This window comes from Massilia sp. AB1 (assembly GCF_018119385.1).
In the GTDB taxonomy this organism is placed as follows: Bacteria; Pseudomonadota; Gammaproteobacteria; order Burkholderiales; family Burkholderiaceae_D; genus Telluria.
Genome location: NZ_JAGKSG010000037.1, coordinates 1 through 20,173, shown reverse-complemented (window position 1 = coordinate 20,173; position 20,173 = coordinate 1). Strand labels below are relative to the sequence as shown.

The 20,173-nt window shown below is 68.4% G+C and carries 14 protein-coding genes; 2 read left to right on the top strand and 12 right to left on the bottom strand.

Annotated features, from left to right (window positions below):
• Positions 1-7 precede the first annotated feature (7 nt).
• The 10 genes from mfd to J8847_RS18380 form a co-directional block, all read right to left on the bottom strand.
• Complete coding sequence (mfd, locus tag J8847_RS18425; protein WP_211526169.1) at positions 8-3,454, bottom strand: transcription-repair coupling factor; 3,447 nt, start codon at positions 3,452-3,454, stop codon at positions 8-10.
• A 92-nt stretch (positions 3,455-3,546) separates the two neighbouring features.
• Complete coding sequence (gene fdhD / locus J8847_RS18420; protein WP_373888803.1) at positions 3,547-4,356, bottom strand: formate dehydrogenase accessory sulfurtransferase FdhD; 810 nt, start codon at positions 4,354-4,356, stop codon at positions 3,547-3,549.
• Entirely contained in the window at positions 4,353-6,596 is a 2,244-nt protein-coding gene (locus J8847_RS18415) for an FdhF/YdeP family oxidoreductase (RefSeq protein ID WP_211526167.1), read from the bottom strand. The genes fdhD and J8847_RS18415 overlap by 4 nt, the downstream gene beginning before the upstream one ends.
• Before the next feature lie 145 nt (positions 6,597-6,741).
• On the bottom strand, positions 6,742-7,707 hold the full coding sequence (locus J8847_RS18410; RefSeq protein ID WP_211526166.1) for a 5'-nucleotidase: 966 nt from the start codon (positions 7,705-7,707) through the stop codon (positions 6,742-6,744).
• Entirely contained in the window at positions 7,707-8,681 is a 975-nt protein-coding gene (locus tag J8847_RS18405; protein ID WP_211526165.1) for an HDOD domain-containing protein, read from the bottom strand. Before J8847_RS18405 ends, J8847_RS18410 begins: the two co-directional genes overlap by 1 nt.
• A 136-nt stretch (positions 8,682-8,817) precedes the next feature.
• Entirely contained in the window at positions 8,818-9,156 is a 339-nt protein-coding gene (locus J8847_RS18400) for a hypothetical protein (RefSeq protein WP_211526164.1), read from the bottom strand.
• A 200-nt stretch (positions 9,157-9,356) separates the two neighbouring features.
• Positions 9,357-9,611 carry a hypothetical protein gene (locus J8847_RS18395; RefSeq protein WP_211526163.1) on the bottom strand — a complete coding sequence of 85 codons (255 nt, stop codon included), beginning with the start codon at positions 9,609-9,611 and terminating at the stop codon, positions 9,357-9,359.
• 106 nt (positions 9,612-9,717) lie between these two features.
• On the bottom strand, positions 9,718-11,484 hold the full coding sequence (locus J8847_RS18390; RefSeq protein WP_211526162.1) for a bifunctional diguanylate cyclase/phosphodiesterase: 1,767 nt from the start codon (positions 11,482-11,484) through the stop codon (positions 9,718-9,720).
• On the bottom strand, positions 11,474-12,835 hold the full coding sequence (locus J8847_RS18385) for a diguanylate cyclase (RefSeq protein WP_373999940.1): 1,362 nt from the start codon (positions 12,833-12,835) through the stop codon (positions 11,474-11,476). Before J8847_RS18385 ends, J8847_RS18390 begins: the two co-directional genes overlap by 11 nt.
• Positions 12,836-12,843: 8 nt before the next feature.
• On the bottom strand, positions 12,844-13,236 hold the full coding sequence (locus J8847_RS18380; RefSeq protein WP_211526161.1) for a PAS domain-containing protein: 393 nt from the start codon (positions 13,234-13,236) through the stop codon (positions 12,844-12,846).
• Positions 13,237-13,447: 211 nt separating this feature from the next.
• Here J8847_RS18380 and J8847_RS18375 point away from each other — a divergent pair, with 211 nt between their 5' ends.
• Positions 13,448-14,743, top strand: a complete 1,296-nt coding sequence (locus J8847_RS18375) for an AMP-binding protein (protein WP_211526160.1) — start codon at positions 13,448-13,450, stop codon at positions 14,741-14,743.
• A gap of 33 nt (positions 14,744-14,776) precedes the next feature.
• Here J8847_RS18375 and J8847_RS18370 read toward each other — a convergent pair whose 3' ends face one another.
• Both J8847_RS18370 and J8847_RS18365 read right to left on the bottom strand, forming a co-directional pair.
• A complete protein-coding gene (locus J8847_RS18370; RefSeq protein ID WP_211526159.1) occupies positions 14,777-15,136 on the bottom strand; it encodes a DUF1428 domain-containing protein in 360 nt (119 codons plus the stop codon).
• Between the two features lie 119 nt (positions 15,137-15,255).
• Entirely contained in the window at positions 15,256-17,628 is a 2,373-nt protein-coding gene (locus tag J8847_RS18365; protein ID WP_211526192.1) for a penicillin-binding protein 1A, read from the bottom strand.
• Positions 17,629-17,893: 265 nt separating this feature from the next.
• Between J8847_RS18365 and J8847_RS18360 the strand changes: the two genes are divergently transcribed.
• The gene (locus J8847_RS18360) at positions 17,894-20,152 is read left to right on the top strand and encodes an OPT family oligopeptide transporter (protein WP_211526158.1); all 2,259 of its coding nucleotides are present in this window, start codon (positions 17,894-17,896) and stop codon (positions 20,150-20,152) included.
• Positions 20,153-20,173: the final 21 nt, after the last annotated feature.

The window sequence follows — 20,173 nt, the reverse complement described above, 5'->3', positions numbered from 1 at the left end:
AGTGGGATTAAGCGAGCAGTTGTTTGATAGTCTGTTTAACCTGGTTCACGCGCGCCTGCAGGTCCGGCATGCCGGCCGTGATGCGCAGCTTGTCCTGACCGGCCAGCTTGATGTGGCGGTTCTTCTGGATCAGGGTGATGATCTTGATCGGATCGATCGGCGGCTTTTCCATGAACTGCATGTTCACGGCTTCGCCATGGGCGTCGATCTTGACGATGCCGACCGTCTTGGCGGCGATGCGCAGGCGGTGGGTCTCGATCAGCGCGCGCACGGGGTCCGGCATCTTGCCGAAGCGGTCGATCAGTTCTTCCTGCATGTCGTCGATGCGGTTCTGGGTTTCGCAGTTGGCCAGGCGCTTGTAGATCGACAGGCGTTCGTGCACGTCGCCGCAGTAGTCCGACGGCAGCAGGGCCGGCACGTGCAGGTTGATCTCGGTGGTCGAGGACAGCGGCGCGGCCAGGTCCGGCTCCTTGCCGGCCTTGAGCGAGCGCACCGCCTCGTTCAGCATGTCCGAATACAGCTGGAAGCCCACTTCCAGCATCTCGCCGGACTGGTTCTCGCCCAGCACTTCGCCGGCGCCGCGGATTTCCAGGTCGTGCATGGCCAGGTAGAAGCCGCTGCCCAGTTCTTCCATCGCCTGGATCGCGTCCAGGCGGCGCTGGGCCTGCTTCGTCAGGCTCATCACGTCGTTCACCAAGAGGTAGGCATAGGCCTGGTGGTGCGAACGTCCGACGCGGCCGCGCAGCTGGTGCAGCTGGGCCAGCCCGAACTTGTCGGCGCGGTGCATGATGATGGTGTTCGCGGTCGGCACGTCGATGCCGGTCTCGATGATGGTCGTGCACAGCAGGATGTTGAAGCGCTGCGAGACGAAGTCGCGCATCACCTTTTCCAGGTCGCGCTCGTGCATCTGGCCGTGGGCCACGCCGATGCGCGCTTCGGGCAGCAGTTCCTCCAGCATGGACCGGCGATTTTCAATGGTCTCGACCTCGTTGTGCAGGAAGTAGATCTGGCCGCCGCGCTTGAGTTCGCGCAGGCAGGCTTCGCGGATCACCGAGCCGTCCTCGCTGCGGACAAAAGTCTTGATCGCCAGGCGTTTCTGCGGCGCGGTGGCGATGATCGAGAAGTCGCGCAAGCCTTCCAGGGCCATGCCCAGGGTGCGCGGGATCGGGGTCGCGGTCAGGGTCAGCACGTCGACTTCGGCGCGCAAGGCCTTCAGCGCTTCCTTCTGGCGCACGCCGAAGCGGTGTTCCTCGTCGATGATGACCAGGCCCAGGCGCTCGAATTTCACGTCCGGCGAGAGCAGCTTGTGCGTGCCGATCACGATGTCGACGGTGCCGTCGGCCATGCCCTTGATGGCGTTGTTGACTTCCTTGCCGGTGCGGAAGCGCGACAGCTCGGCGATCTTCACCGGCCAGTCGGCGAAGCGGTCGGCGAAGGTCTGGGCGTGCTGCTCGGCCAGCAGGGTGGTCGGGGCCAGGATCGCGACCTGCTTGCCGCCCATGACCGCGATGAAGGCCGCGCGCAGCGCCACTTCGGTCTTGCCGAAGCCGACGTCGCCGCACACCAGGCGGTCCATCGGGCGGCCCGAGGTCATGTCCTTGATGACGTTGTGGATCGCTTCCGCCTGGTCCGGCGTCTCGTCGAAGCCGAAGCTGGTGGCGAAGTTCTCGTAGTCGACGCTGGAGTATTCGAAGGAATGGCCCTGGCGCGCGGCGCGGCGCGCATACAGGTTGAGCAGCTCGGCCGCGGTGTCGCGCACCTGCTCGGCCGCCTTGCGCTTGGCCTTTTCCCACTGGCCCGAGCCGAGCGCGTGCAGCGGCGCGTCTTCCGGCGAGCTGCCGGAATAGCGCGAGATCACGTGCAGCTGCGACACCGGCACATACAGCTTCGAGTCCTTGGCGTATTCCAGGTGCAGGAACTCGGTCTCGCCTTCGCCGAGGTCCATGCTCATCAGGCCCATGTAGCGGCCGATGCCGTGGTTGATGTGCACCACCGGGTCGCCGATCTTCAGCTCCGACAGGTCGCGCACCATCGACTCGACCTGGCTGGTCGCTTCCTGCTTCTTCTTGCCGGCGCGGCGGCCAGAGCCCGCATAAAGCTCGGTCTCGGTGACGAACACCAGGTGGCCGCTGCCTTCGTCGAGCAGCTCGAAACCGGCCTGCAGCGGGGCGACGCCCAGCGCCAGGCGCGCGTCCGTGGCCTTGAAGCCGTCGAAGCCTTCGACCGATGCCAGGTCCAGCTTGTATTCGGCGAAGTACTGCTGCAGGGTCTCGCGGCGGCCGGCCGAATCGGCGCAGATCATCACGCGCGCGTCCTTGCGCAGCAAATAGCCGCGCAGGTTGGTCAGCGGGTCGTCCAGGCGGCGGTTGACGGCGATGTCGGGAATCGGCGCGCTCAGTTCCGAGGCCGGCGCGGCGGCGTCGCGCGCGATGGCCCAGCGCCCGTGCGGCTTGGCGCAGGTGAAGAACTGCTCGGCGCCCAGGAACAGCTCGCGCGGCTCCAGCAGCGGACGCTCGCGGTCGCTCTTGAGGAAGCGGTAGCGCGATTCGGTGTCCAGCCAGAAGCGCTGGATTGCCGCGTCGATGTCGCCCACCAGGACCAGCGGGGATTCCTCGGGCAGGTAGTCGAACAGGGTCGCCGTCTCGTCGAAGAACAGCGGCAGGTAGTATTCGATGCCGCTGGGGGCGATGCCGTTGCCGATGTCGCGGTAGAGCGGCGAGCGGGTCGGGTCGCCCTCGAAGCGCTCGCGCCAGCGGCCGCGGAAGGCGGTCCGGGACGCCTCGTCCATCGGGAACTCGCGGCCGGGCAGCAGGCGCACTTCCCTGACTGGGTAGAGCGAGCGCTGGGTGTCGGCGTCGAAGGTGCGGATGGTCTCGATCTCGTCGCCGAACAGGTCGAGGCGGTAAGGCAGGGCCGAACCCATCGGGAACAGGTCGATCAGGCCGCCGCGCACCGAGTACTCGCCCGGCGACATCACCTGCGACACGTGGGTGTAGCCGGCCAGGGTCAGCTGGGCCTTGAGCCTGGCCTCGTCCAGCTTCTCGCCCTGGCGGAAGAAGAAGGTGTAGGCCGCCAGGAAGGACGGCGGCGCCAGGCGCACCAGGGCGGTGGTGGCAGGAACCACCAGCACGTCGCACTGGCCGTTGCGGATCTCGTGCAGGGTCGCCAGGCGCTCGGACACCAGGTCCTGGTGCGGCGAGAAGGCGTCGTAGGGCAGGGTCTCCCAGTCGGGCAGCAGGTGGCAGGACAGCTTGCCCTCCGCGAACCAGGGGATCTCGTCGAGCAGGCGCTGGCCGTCGCTGGCGTTCGCCACGATAACGGTGAGCATCTGCTGGTTCGCCTTGAGCGCGAGCGCGGCGACGGCGAGCGCGTAGGCGTCCGAGGAGCCGTGCAGGGCCGGCAGGACAAAACGTTGACCTGGTTTGGGGAGATGTTTCTTGAGATCGAAGGGCATGCAGCGTGCAATGAGTGTCGCGACGATGGGTCGTCCATTATAGTCGAAGCGGCCGTTGGCCGCCGGGCGCCGGGCGGGCGTTTCTTGACGATTCAATAAGATCGCTGCAGGCGGGCCGGGTGGCTGTAGACCACGTGGCGGTCTCCGCGCACGAAGCCGGCCAGGGTCACGCCGGCTCGCTCCGCCAGGCGGACCGCCATCGCGGTCGGCGCCGAGATCGCGGCCAGCACCGGCATGCCCGCGCGCGCCGCCTTCTGCACCATCTCGAAGCTGGCCCGGCTGGTCACGACGGCGAAGCCCCGGCGCGTGTCCAGCCCGTCGCGCGCCAGGGCGCCGACCAGCTTGTCCAGCGCGTTGTGGCGGCCGACATCCTCGCGCATGCACTGCAGTTCGCCATCGAGCGAGGCCCAGCCGGCCGCATGGACGGCGCCCGTGGCCCGATGGAGCTCCTGGCGCATGCCCAGCGCCGCCATCGCGTGGTGCAGCGCGCCCGGCGCCAGCGCCAATGCTTCGCCCGGCGCCGCCGCGGTCCAGGCGTCGTCCTCGAACCAGGCCAGGCTCTCTACCCCGCACAGGCCGCAGCCGGTACGCCCGGTGCGTGCGCGCCGGCCTTCCTTGAAGCGCATGAAGGCGCCCGAGGCAATGCGCATGTCGATGGCGATACCCTGGTCGGTCTCCTCGATCTCGAGATCGTGGATGTCGCATGCCCGGCGCACGATGCGTTCGCCGAGCGAAAATCCGACCGCGAAGTCTTCCAGGTCCATGGGCGAGGCCAGCATGACGGCGTGGGTGATGCCGTCGTAGCTGAGCGCCACCGGCACTTCCTCGGCGACCGTCTCGCTGGCCGCCTGGACGCGGTCCGCGATCCAGCACTGGGCCGGCAGGCCGGCGGCCGCGTTCACGACTGGCTCCCGGCGCGTTCGACGATGACGTCGATGGCCTTGGCCGCGGGGACCTTGCTTTCCTTGGCGTGGTGCCAGAGCGGAATCAGGGGATTGCATTCCGGGTAGTAGCCGGCGATGCATCCCGCAGGCACGTCGTAGGGAACGACCGCCAGGCCATCCACGCGCCGCTCCACGCCGTCCTGGGCCGCCGCGCGCAGGTTGACCATGTCTCCCTCGCGCAGCGCCAGGCGCGCCATGTCGCCCGGCGCCATGAACAGCACCATGCGGCTGCCGTGCACGCCGCGGAAGCGGTCGTCGTAGCTGTAGATGGTGGTGTTGAACTGGCCGTCGCTGCGGATCGTGAACAGCCGCAGAGACTGTGCCGTGGCATGCATGTCCGGGTCGCCCAGCAGGTTCTCGGGCACGGTGAAGTTGGCCTTGCCGCTCTCGGTCTCCCACTTGCGCTCGGCCGCGGCGAGCGGCTTGCGGAAACCGCCCGGTGTCCACATGCGGGCATTGAAGTCCTTGAAGATGTCCGGATAGGTGGCTTCGATGGCGTCGCGCACCGTCGCATAATCGGCTACCCAGGCATCCCAGTCGAGCTTCGGATTCGCGTCCAGCGTGGCCTTGGCGATGCCGGCCACGATCGCCGGCTCCGACAGCAAGGTTGCGGCGGCGGGTTCCGCCATGCCGCGCGAGCCGTGCATGCAGGCGGTGCTGTCCTCGACGGTCACCGCCTGTTCGCCGCTCGCCTGGCGGTCGGTCTCGATCCGGCCCAGGCAAGGGAGCAGGTAGGCGGCCTTGCCGTGGATGACGTGGGTGCGATTGAGCTTGGTCGCGATCTGCACCGTGAGCGGAATCCCGCGCCAGGCCGCTTCCATCATGACGGTCTCCGGCACCGCGCGCACGAAGTTTCCGCCCAGGCCGATGAAGGCCTGCAGCTTGCGCGCCAGGATAGCCTCGCAGGCGTCCACGGTGTTCATGCCGGGCTTGCGCGGTGGCTCGAAGCCGTATTGCTCCTTGAGCTTGTCGAGGGGCGCCAGCTCGGGCTTTTCGGTGATGCCGACCGTGCGCTGTCCTTGGACATTCGAGTGCCCGCGCACCGGGCAGATGCCGGCGCCGGGCCGGCCGATGTGGCCGCCCAGCAGCAGCAGGTTGACGAGCATGGCCACGTTCTGCACGCCGTTGCGGTGCTGGGTCAGGCCCATGCCGTACACCGCCATCACCGCGCGGGAGCGGCACCAGACTTCGGCCGCGCCTTCCAGCGCCCCGCGCGTCAGCCCGGATTCGCGCTCGATCTCGCTCCATTCGCAGCTGCGCACCGCCTGCGCGAACGCTTCGAAGCCATGGGTATGTTCCGCGATGAAGTCGCGGTCGAGGACCGGCGCCGAGGCGTCGGCGGCCAGGATCGCCTTGCACAGGCCCATGATCGCCGCCGTGTCGCCGGCGGGCCGCACCTGGTGGTACTGGGTGCTGATCACGGTCTCGTGCCCGGTCAGCATCTCCAGCGGCGACTGCGGATTGGTGAAGCTGACCAGGCCGCGCTCGCGCAGCGGATTGAAGGTGATGACCGGCACCCCGCGCCGGCGCGCCGCCTGCAGCTGGTGCAGCATGCGCGGGCTGTTCACGCCCACGTTCTGTCCGAAGAAGAAAATGCAGTCGGTCCGTTCGAAGTCCGGCAGGCCGATGGTGCCGACGCCCACGCCGATGGTCTTCTGCAGGCCCACGGAGGTGCTCTCGTGGCACATGTTGGAGCTGTCGGGCAGGTTGTTGTTGCCGTACATGCGGGCCAGCAGCTGGAACATGTAGGAGGTCTCCAGCGAAGCGCGGCCGGAGGCGTAGAACACCACCTGTTCGCGCTCGAAGCCGCGCAGCGCGGCGCCGATCTCGGCGAAGGCCGTGTCCCAGCCGATTTCGCGGTAGGTGTCGGTGGCAGGGTCCCAGCGCAGCGGCACCGTGAGCCGGCCCTGGTCCTCCAGCTGGTGGTCGCTCCAGCTCTCGAGCTCCGTCAATGTGTGGCGCTCGAAGAAATCGGCGCCAATGGTGCGGCTGGTGGTTTCCCAGGCGGTGGCCTTGGCCCCGCTGGAACAGAATTCGAAGGGATGGGGATGGGCCGGCTTGGCCCAGGCGCAGCTGGCGCAGGCATAGCCGTCGGGCTTGTTCTGCCGGGGCAGCAGGGTGCTGTCCTTCGCGACGGTGTCCTGGTGCAGCAGGATGGTGGCGACGTCGCGCACCGATCCCCATCCGCCTGCAGGCATGTTGGGTGTGCGGGAGTGCGGTTTTCCTTGGTCCTGGCTCATGGCGGCTCCTTCCACATGGAAGGGCTACCCTAGCGCCTGCCGCCGCGGCGCTCCGTGCGCATGCGCACCGACGCGGACGTCACGCGGGACGATCGCGGGTCACTCAGGCAGCGATATCGGCGGCCGTATCGAGGCCCATCCTGCGGTTGGCGATACCGAAAGGCACGTGGACCATGGGGATGGTGCCGCCCGGCGCCGCCTTCAGGTGGGTCAGCTGGTCGTCGAAGAAGATGTGGGGCTTGAACACCGACAGCACCCGCGCCTTGTCCATGCCGCCGAGGAAGAAGGTCTCGTCCGCCGAGACGCCCCAGCTCTTCAGGGTGGTGACCACGCGCTCGTGCGAGGGCGCGTTGCGCGCGGTGATGATGGCGATGCGCACGATCTTGCGGTAGCCGGGATCGCGGCGCTGGGCGCGGTCTTCCAGGCGCTGCATCATCGCCAGTTTCTGGAACAGGCCCGCCAGGGGCCCCGGCTGGTGCGGGCGGGCCACGTGCAGCAGCTCGTGGGCGTGGAACTCGTCGAGGTCGTTGTTGCGCTTGAAGACGGTCTCGGACTCGTCGTCTGCCAGCACGCCGTCGAAGTCGAAGGCCACGCGCAGCTCCAGGTCGTCCTCGTCGTCGGCGATCTTCGACGGCAGCACCAGGCCGGCGGGATAATCGACGGCGATCGCGCTCTTGACGTCTTCCTCGTTGGCGCTCAGGAACAGCGAGGCGTTGAAGGCCGGCAGGTAGGCGTAGGGCGACTTGCCGTTCATGAAGGCGGCGCGCGAGATATCCAGGCCATAGTGGGCGATGGAACGCATCACGCGCAGGCCCGTCTCGGGCGAGTTGCGCGAGAACAGCACGACCTCGACCGGCGACTGGCGCGGAAAACACTTGTTGATGTTGAGGAAGCGCCGGATGAAAGGAAAGGCCACGCCCTTGCCGAGGATGAGGTCGAGGTGGCGCTCCTGGTAGCCGCGGTAGGCTTCCGGACCTTCCTCCAGGTAGACCTGGTGCGATTCCGACAGGTCGAACAAGGCGCTGGAGGCGACGCCGATCACGAGTTTCTGCTCGATCTGAAAGGCCATCAGTCTTCACTTTCCGAGAGTTGGTCGAACACCTTGCGTTCCTGGGGCGCCAGCGCGCCGGCGCTGCGCACGAATCCCGGCTGGGCGGCGTCGGCCAGCAGGCGCAGCTTGGCGAGGCGGTCGCCGGCGGCCAGCGCGCCGGCCAGGAGCAGGCCGCCATCGGGCTGGGCGATCGCGGAAGCCACGGCGGGCGGCAAGTCCCATGCGGCGGCGATGCGGGACGACAGCAGGCGCGCGGCGCCCAGCAGGGCGGCTGCGAAGCCGTCGTCGTCCGGCAGCGCTCCCGGCAGCGCCTGGTCGGCCACGCGCAGCGCCACCACCAGGCCGATGTTGTGCATCAGTCCCGCCAGGTAGGCTTCGAAGGGATCGGCGCCGTGGGCCGGGGCGAGCAGCGAGGCGGCCAGCGCGCATTTCTCCGACTGGTTCCACAGGGTCGGCGCGAGCTGGCGCGCCAGCTGGCCGGGCTGCATGCTGATCACCGGGCGGAAAGCCACGCGCGCGAGCAGCATGCGCAAGCCGTTCTGGCCGAGCAGCAGCAGGGCGCCTTCGATGTTGCGCACCGGCGTAGCGGGCCGGTAATAGGGGCTGTTAACCTCGCGGATCACTTCGGCCACCAGGACCGCGTCCTGGGACAGCTGGCGCGCCAGGCCGGCCGCGGAACTGGCTTCGTCGCGCAGGCTGCGCAACAGCTGCGGGATCACGGCGGGGACGCGCGGCACCAGTCCCGCTGCCGCCTCAGGCTGCCCGGCCAGACGGGTCAGCTCGTCGATCAGCAGTGCTCCCCCGGCGACGCCGGCGGCGGAGCAGGGACCGGCGAGCCAGCGATAGAATGCGAGATCCAGGTCCGGCGCCGCATCCTCGCTACGTGGCGGGATCGCAACGGCGCCCGGTCCCGCGGGCTGCGCGGGAAGGTCTTGCGGTGTAGGCGCGCCGCCGCGCGCGCTCCCGAACAGGCGGGCGAACCAGTTCTTCATCGGCGGGCGGAGGTAGTGGGGGCAGATGCCATGCGGGCCATTCTACCCGAGCGCCCGAGTTTTACCTTCGGAAACAAACAAACCCGGCGGTGAAGCGCGGACGCTTCCGATGCCGGGTTGGACGGCGCTCGCCGGATCAGCGGCGGGTTGGATCGGTGGTGGTGGTCGGGTCGTTGGTCGGCGGCGAGGTCGGGTTCGTGGTGGTGCTCGAGCTGCCCACAGGCGGCGGCGTGGTCGCGCCGGTACCGGACGAGGTGCCGGTGCCCCAGGTCGAGCTGCTGCCGCTGGTGCTGCCCGTACCCGTGCCGGTGCCGGTGGTGCCGGTGCCGGTGCTGCCACCGGTGGTGCTGCCGCTGCTCATGGTCGAGCCGCTGCTGCTGCTGCCGGTGCCCATCTCGTCGCCAGTGGATTTGCATGCCGCCAGGGCCAGGGACATCAGCCCGCCGAGCAGCAGGGCTTGATATTTATTCGTCATCGTTTTTCTCCTCGGGGTTGGTTGGTTCCCCATCATGCGGAGCGGATCGCGAGCATGAAATAGGATCAAATCGAGACTGAATGTAGGAGCATACTCACGCATTTACGGAATCATTGCCTACACGAACAGCTTGTTTCCCCGGGGATCAGGCGAAAAAAAGGCCACCTCGCGGTGGCCTTTCATCCCAGCACGGCTCCGGTTTAGCGGGTGGAGCCGGTGGTGGTCGTGGTGGTGGTGGTCGCCGCCGGGGTGGTCACCGTGGTGCTGGTGCCAGGCGGCAGGGTGGTCGATTCCGTGGTCGTCGACGAGGTGGTGGTCGACACGCCGCTCGAACCGGTGGTGGTGCGGGTGGTGTCGATGGTGGTCGTGGTGTCGGTGGTTTCGGCGGTGCCGCAAGCGGTGAGGGCGATTGCAGTCAGGCCGATGGCGCAGGCGCTCAGAAAGGTGCGTTTCATCATATTCTCCTTTGTTATGGATGGGTTATGTCATCATGGGAGCAGAACCCGGCGCACAAAATAGGATTACTCCGGCAACTTTTGTAGGAAGAAACTCACGTCTTGGTCAAGCCGCGAGAGGACGCCGTTCGCCCAGCCAGGCCAGCAGGTCGGCCGAACTGAGCGGACGGCTGTAGAAATAGCCCTGCGCCTTGGTGCAGGCTTGTGCGCGCACGACGTCGGCCTGCGACTGGGTCTCGATGCCTTCGGCCACGGTCTGCATGCCCAGGCTCTGCGCCACCTTGACCGTGGCTTCGATCAGCACCTGGTGATGGTGGCTGGTGTCGGCCTGGCTCACGAAGGAACGGTCGATCTTGACCGTGTCGACCGGCAGCAGGTGCAGGCTGGAGAGCGAAGAATACCCGGTGCCGAAATCGTCCAGCGCGAGCTTGAGGCCCAGGGCCTTGAGTTCGTGCAGGCGCTGCTGGATGTCCTGGTCCTGGGCCGCCAGGCTTTCGGTGACCTCCAGCTGCAGCCGGGCCGGCGGCATGCCGGTGGCGTCAAGAATGCGCTGCACCGCGCCGATCCAGCCGGGCTGGCCGAGCTGGGCGCGCGACAGGTTGACCGCGACCAGGCGCGGCGCATGCTCGCCGAGCAGGCGCTGCCAGTCCATGAAGTCGCGGCAGGCGCGTTCGAGCACGAAGTCTCCCAGCGCGCCGATCAGGCCGCATTCCTCGGCCACCTGGATGAATTCCACAGGGGGCACGATGCCGCGTTGCGGATGGCGCCAGCGCACCAGGGCCTCGACGGCGGCGGCGTAGTCGGTGCCGCCATCGGGCAGCAGGCCGACCACCGGCTGGTAGACCACGAACAGCTGTTCTTCCAGCAGCGCCTGGCGCAGCTCGTGCTCGATGCCGGCGCGCTGGGCGGCGCGCTCGCGCATGGCCGGTTCGAAGGCGCGCTGGCGTGCGCCGCCAGCGCGCTTGGCTTCGACCATCGCGATGCCGGCGTCGCGCAGCACTTCGTCGGGGGTGGCCGCCGTGCCCGCACCCCAGGCCAGGCCCAGGCTGGCTCCGCAAACGATGTCGTGGCCGTCGATCAGGTAGGGACGCGCGACCGCATCCAGCAGGCGCCCCGCGACGCGCTCGGCGTCTTCGCGGGCGCGCATGCCGTCCAGCACCACCACGAATTCGTCGCCGCCGATGCGCGCGGCCAGCTGGCCGCCCTGGCCGAGCGGATCGAGGCGGTCGCTCGGCGGACGCAGCGTGCCGCGGATCCGTTCGCCGATCTGGACCAGGAGCCGGTCGCCGACGGCCTGGCCCAAGCTGTCGTTGATCTGGCGGAAGCGGTCGCAATTCAGCAGCAGGACCGCGAAGCTGCCGCCGGCTTCTAGCGTGGCGGCGGTGCGGGCCAGCAGGTGCTCGATCTGCTCGCGCACCGCCTCGCGGTTGGGCATGCGGGTGAGCGCATCGGTGCGCGCGGCGCTGCGCAGGCGGCGCGACAGCATTTCCTGCTCGCGCCTGACCTCGAGCGTGGCGTCGGCCACCACGAACATCAGGCGCTCGGGATCGATCTTCATCAGGCTCAGGGACAGCACCTGCGGCGCGTTCGGTGTGCGCTGCTTGCCGGGCAGCGGCAGGCGCATCGCATCGACGACCACGCCGGACGGTTCGGCGTAAGCCTCGACCGTGGCGCGCAAGCCGGGCGCCAGCTGCGCCAGCACCGCGAACATGTTGTCGAGGGCGGCGTCCCGGGCCACCGGCATCAGCAGGCTGGAGGCCATCGGGTTGAGCATGTCCACCGTGCCGTCGAGCGCGGTCTGGGCGAGCCCGATCGGTGCGCGGTACAGGAACTGGATCAGCGACTCGTAGGCCAGGTTCGGGTCAGGCAGCATCGGCGCCTCCCTGGACGAGTTCCGGGCGCCAGCGCTCCACCCGGTTGCGGCCGGCGCGCTTGGCGGCGTACAGGGCCTGGTCGGCGCGCTTGAGCAGCAGGTCCACGCCAGGGTGCTCGCCGTCCTGCGGGTCGAGCGCGGCCACGCCGGCGCTGATCGTGTAGCGGATCGCGGCGCCGTCGAAGGGGGCGGGCTCCGAGGCGATGGCGGCGCGCAGGCGTTCCGCCACCACCGCCGCGCGCGGCAGGTCGGTGGAGGGCAGCAGCACGGCGAATTCCTCGCCGCCGATGCGGGCGACGATATCGACCGTACGGAAGGTGTCGGCCAGGATGCCGGCCATGTGCTGCAGGACGGCGTCGCCGCCGGGATGGCCGTAGCGGTCGTTGATGGCCTTGAAACGGTCGGCGTCGATGGCGATGACCGCGGTCGGGCGCGGCGCGGCCTGGTTGCGCGACAGCTCGAGCTCGGCCGCCTCGAAGAAGGCGCGGCGGTTGGCCAGCCCGGTCAGGTGGTCGCCGAAGACGTCACGCCGGCGGCGCTCCGCCGCTTCGCGCTTGTCGCTGATGTCGCGCAGGATCAGGCAATAGGCGGGTCCGCCCTGCGGCCCATCCTGCTCCCGGTCCGGCAGGGGCGCGATCAGGACGCTGCCCCAGAAGGTGCTGCCGTCGGCGCGCCGGCGCGGGCCTTCGTCCAGGCTCCAGCCGTTGTCGTCGGCTTCGCGCAGGCGGTCGCACTGGTGATCGAGCGTCAGCGCGTCGGGCGGGTAGAAGATCGAATAGGGTTGGCCGACGGCGTCTTCGCCGAAGCCGGTGACGCGGCCGATGCTGGGGTTCCACTCGCAGATGCGGCCGTCGAGGTCCAGGCTGGCGAGTGCGTAGTCGGTGATGCCGGTCAGGATGGCGTTGAGCCAGGCCTCGTTCTGGCGCAGCTGGCGTTCGCGCTGGACCTGGGCGGTGACGTCGGCGATGACCGCCATCAGGCGCGCGCCGTCGAGCTTGAGCAGGGTGAGCGACAGGATCTGCGGCGCCGGCTTGCCGGGGCGCGCCTTGGCCGCAGCGCCGGCATGCAGGTGCACATGCAGGCCGTCGCAGATCTTGCCGTTCGGCTGCTCGAAGCGCTCGGCCAGGAAGCGCAGTTCGGGCGCCACCGATTCGAGCGCGGCGAATAGGTTGTCGAGGCCGCCGTCGCGCGACAGCGGCATCAGGAGCTGGGCCGCGATCGGATTCATCAGCGTGACGGCGCCGGCGCCGTCGGTCTGCACCAGGCCCACCGGGGCCAGGTAGAGGAACTGGATGAGCGCCTCGTACTCCGCGTTCATGCGGGCGAGCTCGCCGGCGGCATCTGGCGTCACGTCGGGGCTCACTTGGCGTGGCGCTGCACCAGGACGTAGCGCTTGGCGCGGCCTGGGCCGGCCAGCAGGCGCAGGGCCACCTTGACCGGGCGCATGCGCAGGGTCAGGACGTAGTCGATGGTGGCGTCGAGTTCGGTGCCGTCCTCGAGGGCGTCCTCGAAGCGCTGGGCCACCATGAAGTTGTTCAGGCAGGGCGCGACGTTGGTGAACAGCGGCTGGCCGAGGACGCGCTCTGGCGACAGTCCGGCGGCCTGCGATTCGAAGGCGTTATAGCGATGCACGTTGGTCTCGGCATCGAAACCGATCACGCCGAATCCGAGCTGGTCGAGCTCTTCGTCGCTGCATTGGTCCAGGCGGGTCGCCAGGTCGGGGGTGTCGAACGAGAGCGGCGTGGCGTTCATGAAAGACTCACAGCCAGCGCGGCCGGCAGTTGATTGAAAGAAAATGATGTTGGCATGAGGACAGCAGCGGTGTCAATTGTGTGCAGCCCCGGGTGTGACATTTTCATCGCTTTTTTCGATGAACGTGGATCGCGGCCGGTTTGACAGCCTGGCGGCCGGCCTGTCACACTCGGCGCCTCGTCAAGCTTGCCGCTCGATCCGGCCGCAACGTATGAACCCTGACTCCTTCCCGCGCTGGTGGCGGCATGCCCCGAGCCTGCAGCGTGTCGTCGCCGACCTGCTGGCCGGGGAACTGGCCCAGGTGCGTCCCGGCCGGCCGCAGCCTGCCGGCGCCTGGCGCGCGGAGAGCGACCTGCGCGCCGACCTGGGCGCGGACTCGCTCGAGCTGATCGGCCTGGCGACATCCATGGAGGGCACGCTGCACCTGCGGCGCGGACAGGACGAGCCCTTGCTGGCGCGCACGCGCCTGGGCGACTGGCTGGCGGTGGCCGCGGCCGGGCTGGAAGAGGGCGGCGGCAGCCTCACCTTCCGCACCTCGGGCAGCTCCGGCACGCCCAAGGCGATCCGGCACGAGACGGCGCTGCTGTGGCAGGAGGCGGCCTGCCTGGCCTCGCTGTTCCCGGGGCGCAGGCGCATCGTCAGCCTGGCGCCATCGCACCACATCTACGGCTTCCTGTTCTCGGTGCTGCTGCCGCACGCGCTGGGTATCGGCCCCGCCATGGTGGTGGACCTGCGCGCCTACTCGCCGGCCGCCGTCGCGCAGCTGCTGCTGCCGGGCGACCTGGTGCTCGGTTTCCCCGATTTCTGGCGCGCGTTCAACGAGGCCGGCGATACCGGCGGCGCCGGCGATCCCGGCCTGACCGGCGGGTCCGGTCAGCCCGGCGAGCAAGGCTGGCACTTTCCACCTGACGTCGTCGGCGTGACATCGACAGCACCGTGCCCGCCGGAAGTGGCGCGCGCGGTGCTTGCCTCGGGGTTGGCGCGCCTGGTGCAGGTCTACGGCAGCTCGGAAACGGCGGGTGTGGGCTGGCGCGACGACCCGGAGGCGCCGTACGCGCTGTTTCCCTTCTGGTCGCGCACGCCCGACCCGGCCACGCTCGCACGCCGCGCGCCGGACGGCCGCCGGCTGGACTACCCGCTGCAGGACCGGCTCGACTGGCCAGAAGATGGCCGCTTCCGCCCCCTGGGGCGCATCGACCATGCCGTACAGGTGGGCGGCGTGAACGTCTTCCCGGCTTATGTGGCGGACGTGCTGCGCCTCCACCCCCAAGTGCAGGAGGCAAGCGTGCGCCTGATGCGGGCGGACGAAGGCCAGCGCCTGAAGGCCTTCATCGTCCCGCGCGGCGGCGTGCCGGCCAATACCAGCCTGCTGCGCGCCGAGCTGCACAGGTGGATGGCCGCGCGCCTGAGCGCCGCCGAATGCCCCGCGGCCTATTCCTTCGGCCCCGACCTGCCGCGCCAGGTCAGCGGCAAGCTGACCGACTGGATCATCGACGCCTGGACCTGAGGACCGCCGTGGCGGGCCCGCGCCGCACCGCCGCTAGAGATCGACCAGCACCTCGAAGCCGCCGTAGATCATGCGCTTGCCGTCGAAGGGCATGGCGCCGGGCTGCATCATCTCCGCCATGCGCGGATCTTTCATGACCTTGTCGTTGACTTCGTCGCGATGGGCGCGCGATTCGTAGACGATCCAGGAAAACACGACCGTCTCGCCTTCTTCCAGGTTGACGCTCTGGGGGAATGAGGTAAGTTTGCCCGGCTTGACGTCGTCGCCGATGCACTCTCGGAACTGCAGGGCGCCGTGCTCGCGCCAGATCTGGCCGGCCTTGGTGGCCATGGCGCGGTAGGCGTCGATGTTGGACTTGGGCAGGGGAACAATGAAACCGTCGACATAGGCCATGCTCGTCTCCTTGAGGTCAGCAGATGTCCAGCTGAGGATGGACCGGCCCTGTACAGACCTGCAGCCGGCCCGCGAAGTTTCCGGCGCCGGGGCCGGAAACTGGAGACGCTTAGCTTACCTCAAAAGAGACGGTTGTTGGACGGCGCCGGCTGTGGTGGGGGCGCGGCGGGTGGCGCCGGCGGTGGCGCCGGGGGTGGCGCAGAAGGCGCGGGCGGCGCCTCCCCGGGCAGGCCGTCCACCGGGGGGGCGGCCGCAGGTTCGGCCGGCTCGGGCGGGGCGGCCTGGTCGAGGTCGATGCCGCGCAGCTCGGGCGCGTCGAAGAATTCCGGATAGACCCAGTCCTCGCCTTCGCGCATCAGGTCCTCGGGAGCCACGCGCTCTTCCTGCGGGCGCTTGGCCAGGGCCACCTTCATGTAGTCGATCCAGATCGGCAGCGCCAGGGTGGCGCCGAATTCCTTGCCGCCCAGCGAGCGCGGCTCGTCGTAGCCCATCCAGGCCACCGCCACCACGTTGCCGCCGTAGCCGGCGAACCAGCCGTCGAAGGCGTCGCTGGTGGTGCCGGTCTTGCCCGCGATGTCGCTGCGGCCCAGGCGCTGGGTGGCGGCCGCGCCGGTGCCGTAGCGGGTCACGTCGCGCAGCATGCTGTCGGAGACGAAGGCGTTGCGCGCGGTGATCACGCGCTCTTCTTCCTGCTTGCCCTTGGGCGGCCTGACGTCCAGGAGGATGGCGCCGTTGCCGTCCTGGATCTTCGAGATCAGGTAGGGCTTGACCCGGTAGCCGCCGTTGGCGAATACGGCGTAGGCGCCGGCCATCTGCAGCGGCGTGACGGCGCCCGTGCCCAGGGCCAGGGTCAGGTTCTTCGGATGGCGCGCCGGGTCGAAGCCGAAGTGGCCCAGCCACTCGTGGGTGGTATCGATGCCCAGCGCGCGCAGCAGGCGCACGGTCGGCACGTTCTTCGATTGCGCCAGCGAGGAGCGCATGGTGACGACGCCGTCGAACACGCCGTCGTCGTTCTGCGGCGTCCATACTTCCCCTTCGACCCCGCTCGGCAGTTCGAGCGGTTCGTCGAGGATGCGGGTGGCGGGCGAATAGCCTTTTTCCAGCGCCGCCGAGTACACGAAGGGCTTGATCGCGGAACCCGGCTGGCGCCAGGCCTGGGTCACGTGGTTGAACTTCTGCAGGTTGTAGTCGAAGCCGCCCACCAGCGCGTGGTAGGCGCCGGTGTCGGCGTCGATCGCCACGAAGGCGGCCGCCACCTGCGGCACCTGGGTGATCGACCAGATTCCTCCCTTGCCCTGATCGTCCACCTTGGACTTGCTGATGCGGATGATCGCGCCGGGCGTGATGCGGTGCGCGGGCGGCGCCTTTTCCGACAGTCCTCGCGCGGCGAACTTCAGCCCCGCGTCCTGGATCGCGATCTCTTCGCCTTCGAGCGTTTCGACGCGCACTTCCTTCGGGCTCGCGGCCAGCACCACCGCCGGCACCAGGCCGTCGCTCGACGGGCGCTTCTGCAAGGCCTCGATGATGGCGTTCTCGCGCTCCTCGAGGTCCGCCGGCAGCTCGATGCGCGCTTCCGGGCCGCGGTAGCCGTGGCGCTGGTCGTAGGCGATCACGTTGCGGCGCACCGATTCGTAGGCCGCGTCCTGCTCGGCCGCGAGTATGGTCGTGGTGACCGTGATCCCGCGCGTGTAGGCTTCTTCCTTGAACTGCTCGTAGACCACCTGGCGCGCCAGCTCGGCCACGTAGTCGGCATGCGTGTCGTAGCTCTGGCCGGCATCGCGCTTGATGCGCAGCGGCTCGGCCAGGGCCAGGCGGTACTGCTCGTCGGTGATCTGGCCCAGCTCCAGCAGGCGCTTGAGCACCGCGTGCTGGCGCTGCTCGGCGCGCTTGGGATTGGCGACCGGATTGTGGCGCGCCGGGTTCTGGGGCAGGCCGGCCAGCATCGCGATCTCGGCCAGCGAGAGCTGGTCGAGCGTCTTGCCGAAGTAGCTGCGCGCCGCGCTCGAGAAGCCGTAGGCGCGCTGGCCCAGGTAGATCTGGTTCATGTACAGCTCGAGGATCTGGTCCTTGTCGAGGGCGGCCTCGATCTTGTAGGCGAGGGCGATCTCGGTGAGCTTGCGCGAGATGACCTTCTCGCGGGTCAGGAAGAAGTTGCGCGCCACCTGCATGGTGATGGTCGAGGCGCCCTGGCGAAAGCCTCCGCCCAGGTTGGACCTGGCGGCGCCCGCGGCGCGGATCCAGTCGATGCCGCCATGCTCGTAGAAACGGGTGTCCTCGATCGCGAGCAGGGCCTTCTTCATCATCGGCGGAATCTTCGCGATCGGCACGAAGTCGCGGTGCTCGACGCCGAACTGGCCGATCAGGACCTTGTCGGCGGTATAAATACGCAGCGGGATCTTGGGGCGGTAGTCGGTGACCGCGTCGATCTCCGGCACGTTCGGCAGGATCGCCGCCGTCAAGTAGGCGGCCGCACCGCCGATGGCAAGCAGCATGGCGCCCAGGGCGACGAGCAGGAAGACGCGGAGCTTGCGGATGCCGGGGCGGCCGGAGGGCCGTTCTTGCGGCTTGTTAGGTGTCGTCACTACGGAACTCTCGAGGTGGGGCCAGACTGCAGGCCGTCAGCGGCGGATTATAATCCGCTTTCATTCCATAACGGCATGTGCGATATTCACGCCTTCAGGTTTGCCTAAGCATGACATATTCAGAATAAGTAACAGGCCAACCGCAAGCCAAGCAAGCCAAGAAGGAAACCCGCAGATGCCTTACGATCCGAATCCGCCAGGATTCAAGCCTTACATCCCGGCCACCGCCCGCCTGCCCGAAATGACCGTCCGCGCCCTGATCATGGGCGTGGTGCTGGGCATGGTGTTCGGCGCGTCCTCCCTCTACCTGGTGCTCAAGGTCGGCCTCACGGTCAGCGCCTCGATTCCGGTCGCGGTCATTGCGATCACCCTGTTCGGCATGGCGCGCAAGTTCGGCGCGCGCGAGTCGACCATCCTGGAAAACAGCATCACCCAGACCGCCGGTTCGGCCGGCGAATCGCTGGCCTTCGGCCTGGGCGTGACCATGCCGGCCATCCTGATCCTCGGCTTCGACCTGGAAATCTCGCGCGTCATGCTGGTCGGCGTCCTGGGCGGCCTGCTGGGCATCCTCATGATGATCCCGATGCGCCGCACCATGATCGTCGACAAGCACGGCGAACTGAAATACCCGGAAGGCACCGCCTGCGCCGAAGTGCTCAAGGCGGCCGCCACCAACGTCTCGCGCGAAGCCGCGGGCGAAGCCCTGGAGTCGGACTCCGACGCCGTCAGGGACGCGAAGCGCCGCGCCGCCATCATCTTCGGCGGCTTTGGCGTGGGCCTGCTGTACAAGACCCTGAGCGTGTCGCTCAAGGGCTGGAAGGACACCGTCAACTTCGAATTCGGCGCGCCGCTCAAGGGCGGCTCGGCCGGCGCCGAAGTCTCGCCCGAGCTGCTGGGCGTCGGCTACATCATCGGCCCGCGCATCGCGTTCACGATGGCGGCGGGCGGGGTGCTGTCGTATTTGCTCCTGATCCCGATGATCAAATTCTTCGGCGACCTGCTGACCGTCCCGCTGTCGCCGGGGACGACGCTCATCCGCGACATGTCGCCGGACGATATCCGCAACGCCTATGTGCTCTACATCGGCGCCGGCGCGGTGGCCGCGGCCGGCCTGATTTCGCTGGTGCGCTCGATGCCGATGATCTGGAAGAGCCTGAGCTCCGGCCTGTCGGGCATGGGCAAATCCAGCTCGGGCGACGCGTCCTTGCGCACCGACCGCGACATCCCGATGAAATGGGTGGTGATCGGCTGCCTGGCCATCATCGCCATCATCACCGTCGCCACGCCGCTGCACATGAACCTGCTGGGCGCGCTGCTGATCCTGGTGTTCGGCTTCCTGTTCGCCACCGTGTCCTCGCGCCTGACCGGCGAAGTCGGTTCGTCCTCGAACCCGATCTCGGGCATGGCGGTGGCGACCCTGCTGTTCACCTGCCTGATCTTCCTGGTGATGGGCTGGACCGGCGGCCAGTATTACGTGACCGCGCTGTCGGTCGGCGCCATCGTCTGCATCGCCGCCAGCAATGCCGGCACCACCTCGCAAGACCTGAAGACCGGCTTCCTGGTCGGCTCGACCCCGCGCCTGCAGCAGTACGCGATCCTGTGCGGCGCCTTCGCGTCGGCGCTGATCCTGGGGCCGATCCTGCTGAAGCTGAACGACGCGGGCACCGTGTATGTGCCGGCGGCCCAGGTGGCGCCGGGCTTGAGCGTCGACGCCGCGACATTGACCCAGACCGCGCAGCTGCAAGGTCCGCAGGCCGAGGGCGACAAGAACACCTACAAGGTCTGGCAGAAGACCGATACCGTGGGCGGCCCCGCCGGCAAGTACCTGGTCGGCGACGACGGCAAGGTCGTCTACCTGGTCGACCCGGGCATCAACGGCACCCACAAGACCCGTCCGGACGGCACCGAAGTCAAGAAATACGATGCGCCCAAGGCGGTGCTGATGTCCTACATCATCAAGGGCATCCTGGACCAGGAGCTGCCATGGACCCTGGTGCTGTTCGGCGTGATGATCTCGGTGGTGCTGGAGATGGCGGGTATCGCCTCGCTGGCCTTCACCGTGGGCGTCTACCTGCCGCTGGTGTCGACCCTGCCGATCGCGATCGGCGGCCTGCTGCGCTGGATCGTGGACCGCCGCAACAACACGCTGCCGCAGTACGAGAAGCTCACGCCGGAGCAGTGCCAGGCGGCGGGCGACCGCAGTTCGGGCACCTTGCTGGCCTCGGGCTACATCGCGGGCGGCGCGCTGGCGGGTATCATCATCGCGATCACGGCAGGCGTGCTGACCAGCTTCGACAGCGATATGACGAAGTGGGCGGAGGCGTCGAATCCGTTCTTCGCGGGGGCGCAGGCGAATGTGCTGACCCTGATTCCGTATGCGGCGATCATCCTCCTGCTGTGGTGGGTGGCGCGGGAAAAGCCTGAGAAGAAATAAAGGAAAAGCCGGCGAAAGCCG